At 43.2% G+C, this 17,525-nt stretch carries 20 protein-coding genes; 8 read left to right on the top strand and 12 right to left on the bottom strand.

Translation table 11 applies throughout. The features are described 5' to 3' along the window. Positions 1 to 36: 36 nt before the first annotated feature. The 3 genes from egtD to KI659_RS13670 form a co-directional block, all read right to left on the bottom strand. Positions 37 to 1,002: an L-histidine N(alpha)-methyltransferase gene (gene egtD, locus KI659_RS13660; protein WP_213945925.1), complete on the bottom strand. Its 966-nt coding sequence runs from the start codon at positions 1,000 to 1,002 to the stop codon at positions 37 to 39. 4 nt (positions 1,003 to 1,006) lie between these two features. After that, complete coding sequence (egtB, locus tag KI659_RS13665) at positions 1,007 to 2,152, bottom strand: ergothioneine biosynthesis protein EgtB (protein ID WP_213945926.1); 1,146 nt, start codon at positions 2,150 to 2,152, stop codon at positions 1,007 to 1,009. Between the two features lie 70 nt (positions 2,153 to 2,222). Continuing rightward, on the bottom strand, positions 2,223 to 3,170 hold the full coding sequence (locus KI659_RS13670) for a succinylglutamate desuccinylase/aspartoacylase family protein (protein WP_213945927.1): 948 nt from the start codon (positions 3,168 to 3,170) through the stop codon (positions 2,223 to 2,225). A 99-nt stretch (positions 3,171 to 3,269) separates the two neighbouring features. On the opposite strand from KI659_RS13670, the gene murB reads away from it, so the two are divergent. Further along, a complete protein-coding gene (gene murB / locus KI659_RS13675; RefSeq protein WP_213945928.1) occupies positions 3,270 to 4,283 on the top strand; it encodes a UDP-N-acetylmuramate dehydrogenase in 1,014 nt (337 codons plus the stop codon). On the opposite strand, the gene KI659_RS13680 is transcribed toward murB, so the two are convergent. Next, entirely contained in the window at positions 4,280 to 4,762 is a 483-nt protein-coding gene (locus KI659_RS13680) for a deoxycytidylate deaminase (RefSeq protein ID WP_213945929.1), read from the bottom strand. The two genes, murB and KI659_RS13680, sit on opposite strands and share 4 nt — an antisense overlap. A gap of 180 nt (positions 4,763 to 4,942) precedes the next feature. Here KI659_RS13680 and KI659_RS13685 point away from each other — a divergent pair, with 180 nt between their 5' ends. From KI659_RS13685 to KI659_RS13700, 4 genes are all read left to right on the top strand, one after another. Beyond that, positions 4,943 to 5,482 (top strand): DUF4136 domain-containing protein, encoded by a 540-nt coding sequence (locus KI659_RS13685; protein WP_246535414.1) that lies wholly within the window; start codon positions 4,943 to 4,945, stop codon positions 5,480 to 5,482. 197 nt (positions 5,483 to 5,679) lie between these two features. Further along, positions 5,680 to 6,039 (top strand): response regulator, encoded by a 360-nt coding sequence (locus tag KI659_RS13690; RefSeq protein ID WP_213945930.1) that lies wholly within the window; start codon positions 5,680 to 5,682, stop codon positions 6,037 to 6,039. A 180-nt stretch (positions 6,040 to 6,219) separates the two neighbouring features. Continuing rightward, positions 6,220 to 6,420 (top strand): hypothetical protein, encoded by a 201-nt coding sequence (locus tag KI659_RS13695; protein WP_213945931.1) that lies wholly within the window; start codon positions 6,220 to 6,222, stop codon positions 6,418 to 6,420. A gap of 128 nt (positions 6,421 to 6,548) precedes the next feature. Continuing rightward, complete coding sequence (locus KI659_RS13700; RefSeq protein ID WP_213945932.1) at positions 6,549 to 6,692, top strand: hypothetical protein; 144 nt, start codon at positions 6,549 to 6,551, stop codon at positions 6,690 to 6,692. A 43-nt stretch (positions 6,693 to 6,735) separates the two neighbouring features. Here KI659_RS13700 and KI659_RS13705 read toward each other — a convergent pair whose 3' ends face one another. Beyond that, positions 6,736 to 8,340 (bottom strand): peptide MFS transporter, encoded by a 1,605-nt coding sequence (locus tag KI659_RS13705; protein WP_213945933.1) that lies wholly within the window; start codon positions 8,338 to 8,340, stop codon positions 6,736 to 6,738. 296 nt (positions 8,341 to 8,636) lie between these two features. Between KI659_RS13705 and pckA the strand changes: the two genes are divergently transcribed. Beyond that, positions 8,637 to 10,238, top strand: a complete 1,602-nt coding sequence (gene pckA / locus KI659_RS13710) for a phosphoenolpyruvate carboxykinase (ATP) (protein WP_213945934.1) — start codon at positions 8,637 to 8,639, stop codon at positions 10,236 to 10,238. Between the two features lie 66 nt (positions 10,239 to 10,304). Here the strand turns inward: pckA and KI659_RS13715 are convergent, their stop codons facing one another. Then, positions 10,305 to 10,574: a hypothetical protein gene (locus KI659_RS13715; RefSeq protein WP_213945935.1), complete on the bottom strand. Its 270-nt coding sequence runs from the start codon at positions 10,572 to 10,574 to the stop codon at positions 10,305 to 10,307. Between the two features lie 110 nt (positions 10,575 to 10,684). On the opposite strand from KI659_RS13715, the gene KI659_RS13720 reads away from it, so the two are divergent. After that, entirely contained in the window at positions 10,685 to 11,119 is a 435-nt protein-coding gene (locus KI659_RS13720; RefSeq protein ID WP_213945936.1) for a peptidylprolyl isomerase, read from the top strand. Positions 11,120 to 11,186: 67 nt separating this feature from the next. Here the strand turns inward: KI659_RS13720 and KI659_RS13725 are convergent, their stop codons facing one another. The 4 genes from KI659_RS13725 to KI659_RS13740 form a co-directional block, all read right to left on the bottom strand. Then, positions 11,187 to 12,473, bottom strand: coding sequence for a NupC/NupG family nucleoside CNT transporter (locus KI659_RS13725; RefSeq protein ID WP_213945937.1), 1,287 nt, complete (start codon positions 12,471 to 12,473; stop codon positions 11,187 to 11,189). Positions 12,474 to 12,607: 134 nt separating this feature from the next. Beyond that, entirely contained in the window at positions 12,608 to 13,213 is a 606-nt protein-coding gene (locus tag KI659_RS13730) for a bifunctional nuclease family protein (protein WP_213945938.1), read from the bottom strand. A gap of 6 nt (positions 13,214 to 13,219) precedes the next feature. After that, positions 13,220 to 14,185, bottom strand: coding sequence for an electron transfer flavoprotein subunit alpha/FixB family protein (locus KI659_RS13735; protein WP_213945939.1), 966 nt, complete (start codon positions 14,183 to 14,185; stop codon positions 13,220 to 13,222). A 29-nt stretch (positions 14,186 to 14,214) separates the two neighbouring features. Further along, positions 14,215 to 14,952 (bottom strand): electron transfer flavoprotein subunit beta/FixA family protein, encoded by a 738-nt coding sequence (locus KI659_RS13740; protein WP_213945940.1) that lies wholly within the window; start codon positions 14,950 to 14,952, stop codon positions 14,215 to 14,217. Between the two features lie 73 nt (positions 14,953 to 15,025). On the opposite strand from KI659_RS13740, the gene KI659_RS13745 reads away from it, so the two are divergent. After that, positions 15,026 to 15,358 carry a tetratricopeptide repeat protein gene (locus KI659_RS13745; RefSeq protein ID WP_213945941.1) on the top strand — a complete coding sequence of 111 codons (333 nt, stop codon included), beginning with the start codon at positions 15,026 to 15,028 and terminating at the stop codon, positions 15,356 to 15,358. On the opposite strand, the gene KI659_RS13750 is transcribed toward KI659_RS13745, so the two are convergent. Together KI659_RS13750 and KI659_RS13755 are read right to left on the bottom strand one after the other, a co-directional pair. After that, positions 15,355 to 16,356 carry a quinone oxidoreductase family protein gene (locus KI659_RS13750; protein WP_213945942.1) on the bottom strand — a complete coding sequence of 334 codons (1,002 nt, stop codon included), beginning with the start codon at positions 16,354 to 16,356 and terminating at the stop codon, positions 15,355 to 15,357. The genes KI659_RS13745 and KI659_RS13750 overlap by 4 nt on opposite strands. Positions 16,357 to 16,457: 101 nt before the next feature. After that, positions 16,458 to 17,525, bottom strand: coding sequence for an agmatinase family protein (locus KI659_RS13755; RefSeq protein ID WP_213945943.1), 1,068 nt, complete (start codon positions 17,523 to 17,525; stop codon positions 16,458 to 16,460).

Below are 17,525 nucleotides of genomic sequence, written 5' to 3' on the forward strand. Positions count from 1 at the left end.
TTTATAAAAGATTATAACTGATTGATTTATTGAAATTTAGGATTTCACCCAGAGGCTATCCGAGAAAAAAGCTTCGTCATCCATAAAATTCTTCTCTACTTTAAACCCTTTTTCCTGGCTTAAGGCGTCAATATCATGAAGCCCATATTTTTTGGAAACTTCGGTGAAAATTGGTTCTGCATGGGTAAATTGAAAGGTTTTATTGAGAGCCTCAATGAAAACCTGCTGTTCTTCCAAACTCACCAAGAAACTTTTGCATTCCCCACTTACCGGATCGTAAATGGGCCAATGCTTGAATTTATCAAGCTCAAAATTTCCTCCCAATTCCCTATTGATTCTTTCCAATAGATTTAAATTAAAATCCCTGGTCACTCCCTGAGCATCATTGTATGCCGCCAAAATAAGTTCAGGGTCTTTTTTCAAGTCAAAACCCATCAAGAGTCCATCATTTATCCTAAGCGAATCTGAAATCCTGTCTAATAGCTCTTTGGCGTCTTCTTCCAGAAAATTGCCATAATTGGATCCCAAAAACAGCATAAGGGTTGGGCTGCCGTTATCCCATTCGCGGTCCTTCAAAGCGTGTCTGTAGGTCCCTGTGATTGGATGGACTTTTACTTGGGGACATATCTCTTTAAGGTCCTCTTCCAGCTCCTTCAATACGTAACCCGAGATATCAATGGGAAAATAGGTAAACTCCACTTTCTGATCACATAAATATTGAATAAGTATTTTGGTTTTTAAGCCATTCCCGGCACCGAGCTCCACCAGGTTAAAAGGCTTTCCCGATTTTGCAAACCTGTCCAGGATTTGGGCCTTATAGGTTTCCAAAATTGCATATTCGGTGCGTGTAAGGTAATATTCCGGCAATGCCATAATAGCCTGAAAGAGCTTGTCGCCCTTCTCATCATAGAAATACTTGGAGGGGAGTGTTTTGAGCGGGGATGAAAGCCCCTGAAGCACATCCTGGGCAAAAATTTGGTCGTAAGTGGTAGTGTGGTTCATATAGTTATTTAGCTAATCTAATTCCTGAAAATTGCCATCTGGATGGCGTACTGAAAAAATTCCTATAGGTTTTTCTGGAGTGATTTGGAGAAGTGGCAATTGACGCCCCTCTCAAAACCATCTGGTTCACCATAAATTTCCCGTTATACTCCCCTATCGCCCCGGGAGCCTTGGCGTATCTGGGGTAGGGCAAATAGGCCGAACTGGTCCACTCCCACCGCTGTCCCCAGTCAAATTGGTCGGAGGCAGCCTCCCATTCGAATTCGGTGGGAAGCCTACAGCCTTTCCAAGCGGCATAAGCAGCAGCCTCGTAAAACGAAATATGGGCTACCGGGGCATCCCACTCAATCGGTTTTAGTCCATTAAGAGTATAATAAAAAAATTGATCGTTTTGTTTGTGCCAGTAAAGGGGTTTGTCGAATTCATGCTTATTTAACCAATCCCAGCCCTCCGAGTGCCAAAAGTTGTGATCTTCATAGCCACCGGCCTCCATAAATTCTAGAAACTCTCTATTGGTCACCAAGCTTTTGGAGATCTCAAAGGGCTCCAAAAAAACTTTGTGACGGCCATGTTCATTGTCATAAGAAAAGCCGTCTCCCTCAAACCCTATTTCATACAGTCCTTCTGTCATCTTAACCCAACCTTCTGCGTCTTGAACCTTATATTCATTGCAGTCCAATACTACCGGAAATAAGGGATTGAGGGAAAGGTTGTATTTTAAATCTGTAAGCAATAGCTCCTGATGCTGCTGTTCATGATTGAGCCCCAACACCATCAAATCGTGGATTTTTTGGTTGATTTCTGTTTTTTGGAAAAAGCGCTCAACACCCCGATTCACATGGTCTCTATATGCAAAGACCTCCCTCACGGTAGGCCTCGTCATCAGGCCACGATGATCCCGTTGGGTTCGGTCTCCCTTACCATTGTAGTAACTATTAAAAAGAAAATTGAAGTCTGGATGAAATTCCGAATACTCTGGGTCGAGCTCCTTCAATACAAAAGTCTCAAAAAACCAGGTTGTATGGGCAAGGTGCCATTTGGTCGGGCTAACTTCTTCGCTGGCTTGGATTACAAAATCTTCTGTTTCGAGGTTTTCGCTGAGTTCTTCAGTTAAACCTCTAACAGATTTGAATTGCTCAAAATTAATCATTTCAAAGTTTTAAAAGGTGAAACGATTCAATTTAGCAATTTTTTTATTAAAATTTAAATATTTATTATCACTAAACCCGACCTATGTGGACGAGCGCATCGCCTGCATTTACAACTGGCTGATTGTTAAGACCTACCACATAGCCGTTTGACGTACTTTTCACAGGGACCTTCACCTGTCCATAAGGATCAGATATCTTGGCTAACATTTGCCCCTTCTTTACTTGCTCGCCCAACTTGACGGTGGGTACAAAAATCCCTGAAATCTTGGCCCTGAGCCAAGAGCTTTCTGTTACCACCAGAGACTCCCGCAGCTTCAGGTCTCCTTCTATCATCCCCAAATATTGCAACATCCTCTTGGTACCGGCTATGGCCTCTTCCACAGATAAATCATCCAGCCTCATCGATTCCCCGCCTTCATATACCAAGATATGCTTATTGTTTTTGAAAGCTTCTTTTCGGAATGATTTGTCAATATGGGGAGAATTAATAATGAAGTAAGAGCCAAATGCTTTCGCAAGATCCAAACCCATTTTGTCCTTAAAATCCACCCGGATTTGGGGATAATTGCTGAGCATCCTGCCACCCGTATGGATATCAATACCGTAATCGATGTGAGGGATGATTTCCGTGGTCAAGATATTGGCAATTTGCGAGGCCAGAGAACCTTTGTTGCTTCCTGGGAAGCTTCTATTCAGGTCCCTTCCATCGGGAAATGTACGGCTGTTGCTCAAAAATCCATACACATTTACCAAAGGAATAAAAATCAGGGTCCCCTTGATCGGGTCAAACATTTCCTCCTCAAGCATCTTTTTCACCGTCACGATCCCATTGATTTCATCCCCGTGCACTCCCCCGCTAATTAAAACCACCGGACCTTCCTGTTTGGAACGTTTTATGAATACCGGCAGATCAATCAAAGTATGCGTAGGAAGTCGCGCAATCGCTATGTCTATATTGATGGATTGTCCGGGCCTGATATTGACGCCATTGATGATAATTTCCTTATTTTCCTTCATCTAGTTCTGGTTTGGGTTGAGGTGAAAATCGGAAGGCAAAAAAGCCAATTCCTTTCTTATTGGCCAAAAACTTATTTAATTCGCAATAATAAACAAGGCATGAATATACAAGAAAACATTTCTTTAAAAGAATACAATACCTTCGGAATTGACAAAAAAGCGCGTTTTTTCACAGAGGCCCATAATATTGAGGATATTTTGGAAGCACAGCAGTTTGCCAGAGATAAAGGGCTGGAGCTTTTTGTTCTTGGCGGAGGCAGCAATATACTTCTCACCCAAGATCTAAATGCGGTAGTTTTAAAAATAAATCTATGCGGAATTGAGCTACTAGAAGAGAATGAGGACTCGGTTTTGGTGAAGGTCGGAGCCGGCGAGGTATGGCATGATTTTGTACTTGAGGCGATATCAAGAAATTGGGCCGGGGTGGAAAACCTAAGCCTTATCCCCGGAACGGTTGGCGCTTCCCCAATGCAAAACATTGGGGCCTATGGGGTAGAGATCAAAGAAATATTCCACAGCTTGGAAGCTGTGGAAAGGTCCACTGGCAAAGTCAAAACATTCACCCAGCAAGAGTGCCAGTTTGGATATAGGGAGAGCATTTTCAAAACCACAGAGAAAGGGAAATTCATCATCACCTCGGTTACTTTCCAGCTCAGCAAACAACCGGTTTTCAACACCAGTTATGGAGCTATTTCTGATACGTTGAAAGCCATGAAAGTGACAGATCTGAATCTAAAGGCCATTAGTGACGCGGTAATCCAAATCAGACAAAGTAAACTTCCAGACCCCAAAAAAATTGGTAATGCCGGCAGCTTTTTTAAAAACCCAACCATCGCTGAAGGGCAATACCAAGAATTGAAAGCAACGCACCCATCTATCCCAGGGTATCCTAACGACGAAGGAGTAAAAGTACCTGCTGCTTGGCTGATTGAGCAGGCCGGCTGGAAAGGCAAGCGTTTTGGCCAAATTGGCGTACATGAATTGCAGCCATTGGTACTGGTTAATTATGGGGATGGTGAGGGTGCGGATATCAAAGCTCTAAGCCGTAAAATCCAAGAAGATGTGAAAAGCAAATTCGGGATTGACCTACACCCGGAGGTCAATTTCATTTAGATCAATACGTCCTGGAATTCTATTTCCTTTTCGTATTTCTCCACTTCCACTCCAAATTTCCTCAGAAAAGCCAACCCCTCATCTTCCTTCAAACCTTTGTATTCCGCATAGCTAAAAAGGAAGACGACTTTGGCTATGCCCATGCTGAATATAATCCGTGCACAAGCCAAGCAAGGCGCCAATGTCACATACAGCGTTGAACCTTCCACAGAGGCATTATTTTTTACCGCATATAATATGGCATTCTGCTCCGCATGAAGGGCAAGTGAGCAACTCCCCTTGCTGTCCCTGCTGCAGCCGTGCTCAGGGAATTCTTCATCGCAATTGTGCGTGCCTGGAGGTGGCCCATTATACCCAATGGAGATGATCCTGGTTTCTTTGGTCAATACCGCACCCACATGCTTTTTAATACAGTGCGAACGCTTGGCCAGATTGACGGCCAGCTCCATAAAAATATCATCAAAATCCGGCTTTGCCATTTTTGTCTCAAATATTTGATTGCCACAAATGTAAGGAATGGCGGCAATTTAGGCTATTCCCTTTAATATTATTTAAAGTTTCCAGCACAACCTGTCCATTTTCTGGCCGTTAATTACCTTGAAAATGGAAAGTCTGAAGGTGCAATACCTTCCCTAAACATATATTACCAGAAGTTTATCATGAAATCAAATATTAAATTAATCCCAGTCATCGCTTTGATGGCCATCGTTTCTTTGGCTTGCAGTCCTGTGAAGGTATATACGGAGAAAAGCGATTTTGTCGAAGCCAAGCAGTACCAGACCTTTGCCATACTCAGTGAGGTAAAAGGCAAGCCCGCTTTCAACTCACCCATAGTAGAGGAAAGACTCCAGCAACATTTGGTGGAAGGGATGGAGCAGAGAGGTTTTTCCTATAATGCAGACCAGCCCGACCTGATCATCCGCTACAATACCGATGTGACGCCCAATCAGCGCATCATTTACCCCAACCCCTATGACATGTGGTGGCCCATGTGGGGACCTCCTACTACCCGGACACAAAAGTATGACCAGGGTGAGGTTATCATAGATTTCATCGATCCGCAGGCCGACCGCGTGATCATGAGGGCAACAGCTGTGGGCACGGTGAACAATCCGGATGAAAAGCAAAAAAAGGTAAAAGCAGCAGTTGACAAGATTCTAAAAGAATTCTCTACCAAACTAGTCAACGTCAATTCTTGACCTCCCCGATAAACATATATTGGGCATCCTAGTGAATCCAAAGCTAACCCGCTGATTCACTAGGATTAAAAATGTATTTTAAGTACAAAAAATTTGCTTTCGAATAAAATATTTTGCAATTTGTATTGCGTGATAATATTTAATAACTACTTTTACATCATTATTTATGCTATTCGACACCCATATTTTGTACTTCAATGGTTAAGATTGTTCTGATTGATGACGACCCTATCAGTACTTTTGTGACGGAAAAACTGATTTCCAAGAACATAAAAGAACCTTGCGAGATTTTTAAATTTGATAAGGCCACTGATGCTCTAGAGCGCATTACCAATATAAATCCCAATTATTTGTTTCTGGATTTGAATATGCCTGAAATGAACGGTTGGGAATTTTTAGATGCCTTTACCTCCAGAGAAACTCATTACCCTGAAATCTACATCCTGAGCAGCTCCGTAGATGAAAGCGACATCAATAAAGCCATGAATTATTCGGTGGTGAAGCGCTATTTGTCCAAACCGCTGGTAAAAAAATACATACGCACCATTTTCAATTGACAAAAATTTGGCCCTGATCATTTCAGGGCTTTTTTCTTACCCCTCCACACCACACCCCTCATACAAACCACTGAAAACCAAATTCTTATATAGATATTTTTTTTTTGATAATTTTTTATTTACACAAATAGTTAATTCTTTTTCAATTAATATATTTGTATCAAACAAACCATTATCCTTATGTTTGACGATTTTGATGACGACATGGATGAGCTCAATGACATTGATGATGATGTCAACGAGTTCGAGGCCGAATTCCGCGAAGAAGTTTACGATTTAGATGAAGAAAATGAATTCGTAGACGACAGTTATGTTGATTTCGATGATGACCTCAGCGAAGACGATGGGGACTTCGAAGATTTTGACGATGAGATCGATTAAAAACACCCTTTAAAAGAACGTAAGCCAACCTGATAGAGGTTGGTTTTGTTTTTAGGTACATATTCCTTTGTCTTAAGGTGAGTCTGTATTAAATTGCGCAAAATTTGAAACTATAAATCCACTTTCATATGCTATTGGAAATTTTCAGCGCTCCGATCATGCCAGGAGCCCAGACGTTTTTACTAATCGTCAGTATTTTAGTAGGCCTAGGAGCCGGTATCACTGCCATCGATTTTAGAAAGTCTGTCAGCAAAGACAAAAACGAACATTAATAATAGCAAAAAGGGCCGTTTCATCAGAAACGACCCTTTTTGTTTAGTGGACTTCCTTCATCCATTTATTCATAAACGGCGAGAGGATCAACACGATAACCGCCCCTGCCATGGCATACTGCGCAATAAGCACAAAACCATCCGCATATACATCCAAAGTTGCCAATCCGGCTGTAGCCCTACCTTCGGTGTTTTCCACGGATAGTTGCTTGGCGATGAATCCTACGATCTGAAATGCATAAGCCGAGGACAAAAACCAAACCCCCATCATAAAGGCCACCAACCGGGCCGGTGAAAGGGACGTAATCTTCGACAGACCTACCGGGGACATAAACAATTCACCAGAGGAAATCAACAGATACATTAATATCAAATAAATAAAGGGTACGTACCCTTGCGCATCAGCAAATACCCTACTGAATCCGAGGATATAAAACCCAACCGCCATAAGTCCCAGCCCGAAAGAAAACTTATAAGGAGTCCTTGGGTTGAGTTTGGCTTTGTCAAGACCAGTCCACATCTTAGAGACAGGTATGGAAAGCAAGATGATGAATATCGGGTTTATGGCATTCGTTTCGGCGGCCCCAATCGACCAGTTTCCTTCCACAAACGGAAGCCATCCAAAGCTGATGTTGGGCAGGATGACATTCCTATCGGCAAAAAGCGTGATCACACTTCCACTAAGCTCATGGAACCCCCAGAACAGGGTCATGAAAATGGTCAGCAAAATAGCCACGAAGAGCTTGCCTCTTTCAGCAGCGGAGGCCCTGTAAATTTCATACCCCAAGTAAACCAAGATGGCCAAACTTATGCCATAAAACAATACGTTGACAATAGTCACTTCTCCTAGAAACGTATTTCCCCCACCAATATAATTGTAGGAAGAAATCAGAAAAGCGATAAAGGGTACCGCAAGTACAGCGAGTATAGGAATCAAGGTCCCCAATGGAATCCCCATCACTTTTTCCTTTAATTTTTCTGGATTTGGAGGAAGGCCTTTGTCCATAAATACACCTTTTCTCATCCCATTCCAAAAGAAAAACAGGCCTAAAAGCATCCCTACACCCGCCAAGCCGAAACCGTAATGCCAACCATAATAGGTGGCAAGAAGTCCGCAGAGAATCGGTGAGGCAGCTGCACCGATATTGATCCCCATATAGAATATGGTAAATCCGGAATCCTTGCGGGGATCAGTAGCCCGATAAAGGGAGCCTACAAAGGTGGAAATGTTGGGTTTGAAGAACCCATTACCCACTACGATTAGGGCGAGGGCTAGGAAAAATGCCACATTGTTTTCAATGGCCAACACAAAATGCCCTACGGACATCAAAAGACCTCCAAGCATAATGGATTTTCGGAATCCCAAGTAAGAATCGGAAATTTTCCCTCCAATGACCGGGGAAGCATATACTAGGGATCCATAAGCAGAATAAATTACTGCGGACACTGCATCTCTGTTGGCCAATGCCTGAAAGATCTCATTTACCATGTAGAGCATCAACAGGGCCCTCATCCCGTAAAATGAAAATCTTTCCCAAAGCTCAGCAAAGAACAGATAAAATAACCCTTTCGGGTGGCCAAACAACTCCGGTTCGGTCAGGTTTTCAGGCGCATGGTGCTTGCCCTGATACATTTCTTCGTTTTCCAACTCTATATATTTAGGTTCAAATTCAATTTCGCACCTGCAATGATAACAGATTTTTTCGAATTGAAGGAAATTGCCCGAAGGGAACTCTAAAACCGATTGCGATATTTTGAAAATTAAGGGTAGATAAACAGTAATATTTTGTGTATTTTTTGTTATTTTTAATTATTGTTTAAAATCTAACCAATGGGTTATGAAAACGATTGAATTGCGAATAAATCCACTTTTTTGGCATACTACTTGTCAATTATATCTATCTTTACGCAACAAATTAACAATCCTTTTTAATACCCAAAATTATGCAAGATCTTATGCTCAAGTCTGCTGAAAAAACACTGTCTTCAATAGGAATCGAAAAGGTCAACAAGGCCTTTTGGAACTTGTCTCCGGCAGAACTAGTAGAACATGCCCTTCAAAACAAGGAAGGCAAACTCACTAATGACGGAGCCTTGATGGCTGACACTGGTAAATTTACCGGAAGATCCCCGAAGGACAGATTTGTAGTCAAAGACGACAAAACCGCAGAAAGCGTATGGTGGGGAGATATCAACATCCCGATCAGCCAAGAAAACTTTGACGGCCTACACCAGAAAATGGTGAAATTTTTGGCAGACAAAAACGTCTATGTGAGAGACGCCTATGCCGGTGCCGACCCAAATTACCGTTTGAACCTTCGTGTAGTCAACACCCACGCTTGGCAAAACCTATTTTGCCACAACATGTTTCTCCGCCCTACTGCAGAGGAATTGGAAGATTTCGATCCAAATTTCACCATCATCTGTGCCCCGGAATTTGAGGCAGACCCTGAGGTGGATGGAACGAGACAGAAAAACTTTGCTATCCTCAACCTTTCCAAGAGAATGATTTTGATTGGAGGCACTGGATACGCCGGAGAGATGAAGAAAGGAATTTTCTCTGTACTAAACTATATCCTTCCTCACGAGCATGAAGTGCTTTCTATGCACTGCTCAGCCAACATAGGCAATGAAGGCGATACCGCTATCTTCTTTGGTCTATCGGGTACCGGAAAGACCACTTTGTCAGCAGATCCTGAGAGAGGCCTAATTGGCGACGATGAGCACGGCTGGACTGAGAATGCGATCTTTAACTTTGAAGGGGGGTGCTATGCCAAGGTGATTGACTTGACAAGAGAAAAAGAGCCGGATATTTGGGATGCCATCAAATTTGGGGCGATCGTAGAAAACACGAGATTCTACCCAAATTCCAGAACTGTAGACTATTCAAACAGCGAAGTAACTGAAAACACACGGACTGCATACCCAATTCACCATATTTCCAATGCAGTATCTCCTTCAGTGGGAAATATTCCTAAAAACATCTTCTTCTTGACAGCGGATGCATTTGGGGTGATCCCTCCGATCTCCAAGCTGAACACCAGTCAGGCCATGTACCACTTTATCTCTGGATACACTGCCAAAGTAGCCGGTACTGAAGTAGGCATCACGGAGCCTCAAACCACCTTCTCTGCCTGTTTTGGAGCAGCCTTCCTTCCTTTGCACCCAACGCAGTATGCGACACTTTTTGGCAAAAAGATGGAAGAAAATGATGTAAACGTATGGTTGATCAACACAGGCTGGACTGGTGGTCCTTACGGAATCGGCAGCAGAATGAAGCTAAAATACACCAGAGCCATGATCACTGCGGCATTGGAAAATCAGCTGGACAATGTGGAATTCAAGAAGCATGACATCTTTGGCGTAGAAGTGCCTCAGACTTGTCCTAACGTTCCGGATGAAGTATTGAATCCAAGAGAAACTTGGTCTGACAAGGCTGCTTATGACGCAAAAGCGCAAGAGCTGGCTAAGTCATTCGTGAAAAACTTCGAAAAATATGCTGACTATGCCAGCGAAGAGATCCTATCTGGAGCTCCTAAGGTATAAACACCTATATATTATATAAACCCAAATATAAAACGGGCCAACCTCAGTGGTGGCCCGTTTTTATTATTACTCCTCTTCCTTATCCAAGCCGTGCTCCTGTTCAAATTGGTTTCTGCGGATTTCAAACCGTTCAAGTTCCTCATTCAGCATATCCAGAGATTCATTATACCTGGAATAGAGATCCCCCATATTTTTCTCCATGTTCGTAAAACTGAATTCCATGGCGTCCAATTGTAACTGGCTGGCTTTCTCAATCAAGGCCACCTGACTGTTTTTTAGATCCTCAAGTAGTCGGAGAGCCCGATCCATTTTCTCTAATTTTTCTCTATTGTTCATAATGCTATACAAGTTGGTAGTCTTAATTTAATCAAATTCTTTATCCTAATGTTTAAATTAATTTGACCTCCCCATGAGAATCAGTATTTTTGCAAAAATCAAAATCAAATATGAGAACAGGAGAAATACATACCGCCAAAGGAGTCATGAAGGTTTCCTTCTACGACGAAGACGCCCCAAAGACCGTTGATAACTTTGTAAAACTATCCAAAGAGGGTTTCTATGACGGACTTACTTTTCACCGAGTAATCCCTAATTTCGTAATCCAGGGAGGTTGCCCTAATGGAACGGGTGCCGGTGGCCCAGGATATACCATAGACTGCGAACTTAACGGCGATAACCAACACCACGAAAAAGGCGTGCTAAGCATGGCTCATGCAGGAAGAAACACAGGCGGAAGCCAATTCTTCATTTGCCATAATAGAGATAATACTCGCCATTTGGATAGAAACCACACTTGCTTTGGAAAAGTAACTGAAGGTTTGGACATTATCGACCAAATCAAAGCTGGTGATAAAATCGAGAAAATTGTTATCAACGACTAATCAAAAGTAAAACTATTAAAAAAGCCATGGAGTTAATTCCATGGCTTTTTTTAATGTCTTTATCTTATCAGCTAAACAATGCCCCAGCAATGGTTGCAGTCATCAAGCAGGCCAATGTGGCTGCCAACAATGCCCTCATCCCCAATTTTGAAAGGTTACCCTGCTGGTTGGGCGCAATTGATCCGATACCACCTACTTGGATGGCAATGGAGCTAAAATTAGAGAACCCACAGAGGGCGTAGGTAGCAATTACCACTGACTTGGCAGTAAGCGTACCTGCCTGCTTCATATCAGCAAGACCTAAATAGGCTACAAACTCATTGATTACGGTTTTTTGTCCCAACAAAGAGCCCACCTGAAGAGAATCGGACCATTCTACTCCAATAATAAAGGCAAAAATCCTAAATACTTGTCCCAGAATATATTCTAAGGAAAAGCCGCTGAATTGCCCATTGGTGGATGCAACCACAAAAGAATTCAATCCGGTAACTTCCCCAATCAAACCGGTGAGAATGTAGTTTACGGCTGCAATTACCGCAATAAAGGCCAGAAGCATCCCGGCCACATTCACTGCCAGTCTCAAACCATCAGAGGCCCCTCTAGACATGGCGTCAATCAGATTGACTCCCATGTTTTCTTGGCTAACTTCTAGTTCATCGTTCAGGTTTTCCCGGTTGGTTTCTGGGATAATGATTTTGGACATAACAATCGCGGCAGGGGCATTCATGATACTTGCTCCCAAAAGATAAGCCGCAAACCTGCTTTGTTCCTCCAGACTATCACCTCCCAAGAAGGCCACATATCCTGCCAGCACCCCTCCTGCAATAGTAGCCATCCCCCCAGTCATCAAACACATGAGCTCAGAACGTGTCATGGTGGGCACAAATGGCCTAACCAGCAATGGGGCTTCCGTTTGCCCGAGAAAGATGTTGCCGGCTGCCGACAAGCTCTCCGCTCCAGACAGCCTCATGGTACGCGACATCACCCAGGCGATGGCAAAAACAACCTTTTGCAAAACACCCAAATAATAAAGCCCAGCTGAAACGGTGGAAAAGAAAATGATGGTGGGCAGTACCTGAAAGGCAAAAATAAACCCGAAGGAGTTGGTGGCCAAGTCCCCGAATAAAAATATCGCTCCATCACTGGAGAAGCTTAGAAACTTTACAAAACCACGGCTAACTGCGGAAAATATTTGGGCGACAAAGTCCACTTTGGTGATCAAAAACCCAAATACACACTGAAGAATTACCCCAATGCCTACCAAGCGCCAATCCACCGATCGCTTATTGGATGAAAAAATCAGCGCAAACGCAAGCAGGGCGACAATCCCTATAATACCTCTTATGTAATCCATTTATATCTTGACGAATTGCCCCTTGAACAGGACAATACATTATTTTTCAAGGCGGTAAAGATAATGGATTTTGGCTGGAATTTGTATACAAAAAACAAAAGCCTGAATAATCTTCAGGCTCTGTTTTCTATTTATCAATTACGTCTGTTTATCTCGTCCCGTATTCGGGCTGCTCGCTCATAATCCTCACTGTTAATGGCCTTGTCAAGCATCTGATTCAATTTCTCTAAACTGAAATCCTTCAGATTGCCCTCTGAAGAAGTGGCTTTGGCTGCTGGCTTTGGGGCTTTCTCCCCTCTGGCAGCGCTTTTATCCTCTTCTTCCTCCTCCGTAAACTCAATGGCAGCTTCAGACATCACCTTCTGCGTGCAATAAATCGGGGCGTCAAAACGCACCGCTATGGCAATAGCATCAGAGGGTCTGGCATCAATCTCCACGTTTTTCACCGAACTTTGGCACACGATCTTGGCGTAAAACACCCCTTCGCGCATGTCAGAGATCAGTATATGGTCAATGGAAAAGTTGAAGTTGGCCGCAAATGATTTAAAAAGATCATGGGTCATAGGCCTATTAGGAATAATCTTCTCAATCTCTATAGCAATGGCTTGGGCTTCAAACATACCGATCACAATCGGCAGTCGCCTACTCCCATCCTGCTCACCCATCACCAAGGTAAAAGACCCCGATTGGGAATGATTGGAAGACAATCCTAATATTTCTAATTCTACAGTGTTATCCACAGCAAGTTATTTTAACGCTTTAACAGCTTCTGTAAGTTTTGGCAACACCTCAAATGCATCGCCGACAATTCCGTAGTCAGCTGCCTTGAAGAAAGGAGCTTCCGGATCTTTATTTATAACTACAATATACTTGGAAGAATTGACTCCTGCAAGATGTTGAATGGCTCCCGAGATACCCACAGCCACGTACAAGGTTGGCGCTACTTTCACACCTGTTTGCCCCACGTGCTCATGGTGAGGTCTCCATCCAATGTCTGACACCGGCTTGGAACAACCTGTGGCCGCTCCCAACTCCTTGGCTAAATCTTCGATAAGGTTCCAGTTTTCAGGCCCTTTCATACCCCTTCCTCCAGACACAACGATATCTGCTTCAGGCAAAAGAATATCACCGGTAGCCTGATCTGTAGAAGTAATTTTGGCAGCAAATACAGATTCATCAAGGCTCACCTCGAAATTTTCAACAGCGGCATCAGCACCATCCGTTTTCAGATCAATCGCGTTTTTCTTAACAGCCAAGATCTTGTTGTCGGTAGAAAGCTCAGTTTCAGCGAAAGCTTTTCCTGTATAAATGCTTCTTTTCACTTTGTAGCCTGAACCTGTATCGGGAAGGTCGGTGACGTTAGAGACCAACCCAGCATTCAGTTTGATCGCCAATCTGGCAGCCACTGCATCCCCAAGGGAACTTTTGGCAAGCACCAAAGTTTTGGCTCCTACTTTTTCAAACGCCTGTGCTACGGCAGCGGCATGCGCTTGGATCACGCCAGCGTTAAGTTTTTCGTCGTTAACATGAAGAACTTTGGCAGCGCCTGCCGAACCGGTCTTTGCAAGCTCACCTTGATCGATACTACCTAACGCAACCGCCGTTACGTCACCACCTTCTTTATCAGCCAAAGCCTTGGCAAAAGAGATGGCCTCCAATGATGTTTTTTTGATGGCTCCGTCAGCCTGTTCTATATAAACTAAAATAGACATATTTTTCAATTTTGAATTCAAACAATAAATTAAAGGACCTTGGCTTCGTTTTTCAAAAGCCTCACCAGCTCTTCCACATTGTCCTTATCGATAAGTTTCACATCACCTTTTGCAGGTGGTAGCTGAAACTCAACCACACTAGTGGCGGTCTCGTCAGATACGGCATCCACTATATTCAATGGCTTGGTTCTGGCAGACATGATTCCTCTCATGTTTGGGATTTTCCATTCGGCGATCGGCTCTTGGCATCCGGCAATAAAAGGAAGGCTGACCTCCAAATATTCCTTACCACCTTCAATCTCTCTGGCCATTTTAGCAGTGCTGCCTTCAATGTCCAGCTTCATTACCGGCGAAATCGAAGGCATACCCAATAGCTCTCCCACCATTCCGTGAACCATACCTCCATTGAAGTCAATAGATTCTCTGCCCATAAGGATCAAATCATAACCACCCTCTTTGGCATAGTGGGCAATTTGCTTGGCTACAAAAAGTGAATCTTTTGGAAAGGCATTTACCCTAATGGCATCGTCAGCACCAATAGCCAAAGCTTTTCTGATGGTCGGCTCAGTTTCAGCCTCACCCACATTGAGTACGGTCAAACTTCCACCGGTCTGTTCTTTCAATTCCACAGCCCTTGCCAATGCATAATCATCGTAAGGACCTATAATAAACTGAACACCAGACTTGTCGAATTTGGTGTTGTTATCTGTAAATTGAATTTTGGATGTTGTATCCGGCACGTGAGTGATGCATACAAGAATTTTCATATATTTTATTATTTTATTTTTCTTTAATTTGTCGTGAATTTAATGAATACAATGTTAATTAAAAAACGTAATCATGAGCAATTTAGGCCGTATTGAGCAACTACTGGACTTTGCAAAGGAAGAACCTGACAACCCATTCAACTTTTATGCTTTAGCTCTTGAATACCAGAACACCAACACTGAAAAAGGCGTCCATTATTTTAATTTGCTGCTTGAGAAGTTTCCGGAGTATCTCCCTACCTACTATCATGCGGGTCTGTTTTTTGAAAAAAAGAATGAGTTGGAAAAAGCAAAATCAATATTTGAACAGGGAATCTCCCTGGCAAAGGCTAAAAATGATAACCATGCCCAAAGGGAGCTGCAAAATGCTTACCAAAATTTTCTTTTTGAAAACGACCTTGATTAATCCATGCTGATAACAATCTTTCCGATCTGATCCCCGGCTTTCATCCTGTCAAATGCCTCGACAGCTTCTTCTAGCTTATAAACCTTGTCAATCACAGGCAAAATTTGTTTTTCCTGGACAAAGGCCAACATTTCCTTAAAATCGGCATCACTCCCCATAGTGCTTCCCTGGATGGTCAACTGATTCCAAAAAACCCTGCGCATATCCAGCTCCTTGGGATTGCCCAACGTGGCCCCATAAAAAACAAGCTTGGCACCTGGATTCATCACTTTGAGCAGTTTGCCCCAAGTATCCCCTACCGCGCTGTCAATGACCAAGTCAAAGCCACCGGTTTCTTTTTTTGCTTGCTCGGTCCATGCCTCCTCTTTATAATTAAACCCTCCTTTGGCACCTTGCTTTTTGGCCACCTCTATCTTTTGGTCATGTCCGCTGCTTACATACACTTCTCCACCTGCCGCTATGGCAAACTGAGCTGCATACTGGGCCACTCCCCCACCAAAACCAGTAACCAGCACTTTTTGGCCTTTCTCCACTTTTCCATGAAAGAAAACTGCCCGATACGCCGTGAGCCCCCCCAAGGGCAATGCACCAGCCTGTTCCCAATTAAAATGCTCTGGCTTTTCATGCAGCCTGTCTGCTTTGACAATGACATATTGGGCAAAAGTCCCATGAGAAGGCATGCCTAAGATCTCAAAATCCTTGGATTGGGCTTTTTGGTCTTCCCCCCAGTTCATGGCCGAATTGATAACCACTTCTGTCTCAAGCCACTTGGAGTCAACATTTTTGCCCACCTTGCTCACCACTCCAGCCCCATCGGAACCCAAAACCACACCATTGCGGATGTTTGGATATCGGCCTTCACGGCACCACTGATCCCGGTGATTTAAGGCTGCAGCCTTGACCTCAACCAGCACCTCATCATCTTTCAATTCTGGTAATTCTACCTCCCTGACCTCAATTTTGGAGGGATTTTTATCATTTAAGATTAGTCCTTTCATTTAAAAAACTGGATTAAAACCTTTTGCGAATATAACTTTAACCATTAAACCTTAACTAAAAACACAAAAAAGAGGCTGCGATACCACAGCCTCTTTAAAGGTTATTTAAAACTCAATCTTTTTTGTGACACACCGTAAAGATTGCACATTCTGTACAATACTCTAGCACCCACATTGCCGTCCCATTCATCCTCACCTGGCCCCGGTGCCACTTCCACAAGGTCAAAACCGACAATCTCCTTCCCGGCTCTCACTACTTGCTTCATCAGGTACAGCACTTCCTCCAATTCAAAACCGCCAGCAACTGGCGTTCCTGTGTTTGGACAAAGTTTTGGGTCCAGACCATCAATATCGATGGTGATATAAACTTTATCCGGCAATTCCCGGATGATATCATCACAGATTGACCTCCAGTTTTTTCCTTCATACAATGCCTCCTTGATGGATTTGTCATAGAAAGTACTGATTTTCTTATTACTTTGAGCCAATTCAGCTTCTGCTTCACAATAATCTCTGATCCCAACCTGCACCAATTTGCTGACTTGGGAATATTTTAAAGCATTGTAAGAAATGGAAGCATGGCTGTACTCAAAGTTTTCATACGCCACCCTCAAATCAGCATGGGCATCGATCTGGAGAATACCAAAGGAGTCATGCTCCTCAGATAGCGCCTTGATCATGCCAAGCGGGGTGCTATGATCACCTCCCAGAAGAGCGACCAACTTACCTTGGGACTTGTATTTTTTAACGGTGTCGTAAACCCAGGCATTCATTTCTTCACAGGCTGTATTTATTAGGTCTGGAACTGCAGAGAATCTTTCCTGATCCTGCTCAGGTGATCCTTCTTCCAAAAACTTAATATAGTTGGATGACAGGATTCTAAAATTGTTGCTTGAAACTTTAATATGGTCAGGAATCGGAATCATATGGATCCCCATCTTCCAGGCATCATTAATGTCATCTTGGTAGAGATCCAACTGAGGCGAGGCTGCCAATACCGCTTCCGGACCATCAGCAGTACCTGGGTTGTAGGACACTGTCACCTCCCAAGGCACAGGAACCACGATTAATTCGGCTGTATTTTCATCAAAAGGCAACCCAAAAAGAGTTCCCCCTTCTCCAACCCCATTAGGATCAAAACTGTCAATTATTTGAGATTTTGCAGACAT

The sequence above is a fragment of the Litoribacter ruber genome (assembly GCF_018449405.1).
GTDB lineage: Bacteria > Bacteroidota > Bacteroidia > Cytophagales > Cyclobacteriaceae > Litoribacter > Litoribacter ruber.

Excerpts from the sequence above, each read along its gene's own strand:
- murB (WP_213945928.1), top strand. The coding sequence starts at position 3,270 with ATGAATATACAAGAAAACATTTCTTTAAAAGAATACAATACCTTCGGA.
- KI659_RS13695 (WP_213945931.1), top strand. The coding sequence starts at position 6,220 with ATGTTTGACGATTTTGATGACGACATGGATGAGCTCAATGACATTGAT.
- pckA (WP_213945934.1), top strand. The coding sequence starts at position 8,637 with ATGCAAGATCTTATGCTCAAGTCTGCTGAAAAAACACTGTCTTCAATA.
- KI659_RS13755 (WP_213945943.1), bottom strand. The coding sequence starts at position 17,525 with ATGTCTGCAAAATCTCAAATAATTGACAGTTTTGATCCTAATGGGGTT.
- KI659_RS13715 (WP_213945935.1), bottom strand. The coding sequence starts at position 10,574 with ATGAACAATAGAGAAAAATTAGAGAAAATGGATCGGGCTCTCCGACTA.
- KI659_RS13700 (WP_213945932.1), top strand. The coding sequence starts at position 6,549 with ATGCTATTGGAAATTTTCAGCGCTCCGATCATGCCAGGAGCCCAGACG.
- egtB (WP_213945926.1), bottom strand. The coding sequence starts at position 2,152 with ATGATTAATTTTGAGCAATTCAAATCTGTTAGAGGTTTAACTGAAGAA.
- KI659_RS13690 (WP_213945930.1), top strand. The coding sequence starts at position 5,680 with ATGGTTAAGATTGTTCTGATTGATGACGACCCTATCAGTACTTTTGTG.
- KI659_RS13745 (WP_213945941.1), top strand. The coding sequence starts at position 15,026 with ATGAGCAATTTAGGCCGTATTGAGCAACTACTGGACTTTGCAAAGGAA.
- KI659_RS13685 (WP_246535414.1), top strand. The coding sequence starts at position 4,943 with ATGAAATCAAATATTAAATTAATCCCAGTCATCGCTTTGATGGCCATC.
- egtD (WP_213945925.1), bottom strand. The coding sequence starts at position 1,002 with ATGAACCACACTACCACTTACGACCAAATTTTTGCCCAGGATGTGCTT.
- KI659_RS13740 (WP_213945940.1), bottom strand. The coding sequence starts at position 14,952 with ATGAAAATTCTTGTATGCATCACTCACGTGCCGGATACAACATCCAAA.
- KI659_RS13725 (WP_213945937.1), bottom strand. The coding sequence starts at position 12,473 with ATGGATTACATAAGAGGTATTATAGGGATTGTCGCCCTGCTTGCGTTT.
- KI659_RS13670 (WP_213945927.1), bottom strand. The coding sequence starts at position 3,170 with ATGAAGGAAAATAAGGAAATTATCATCAATGGCGTCAATATCAGGCCC.
- KI659_RS13720 (WP_213945936.1), top strand. The coding sequence starts at position 10,685 with ATGAGAACAGGAGAAATACATACCGCCAAAGGAGTCATGAAGGTTTCC.
- KI659_RS13750 (WP_213945942.1), bottom strand. The coding sequence starts at position 16,356 with ATGAAAGGACTAATCTTAAATGATAAAAATCCCTCCAAAATTGAGGTC.
- KI659_RS13735 (WP_213945939.1), bottom strand. The coding sequence starts at position 14,185 with ATGTCTATTTTAGTTTATATAGAACAGGCTGACGGAGCCATCAAAAAA.
- KI659_RS13680 (WP_213945929.1), bottom strand. The coding sequence starts at position 4,762 with ATGGCAAAGCCGGATTTTGATGATATTTTTATGGAGCTGGCCGTCAAT.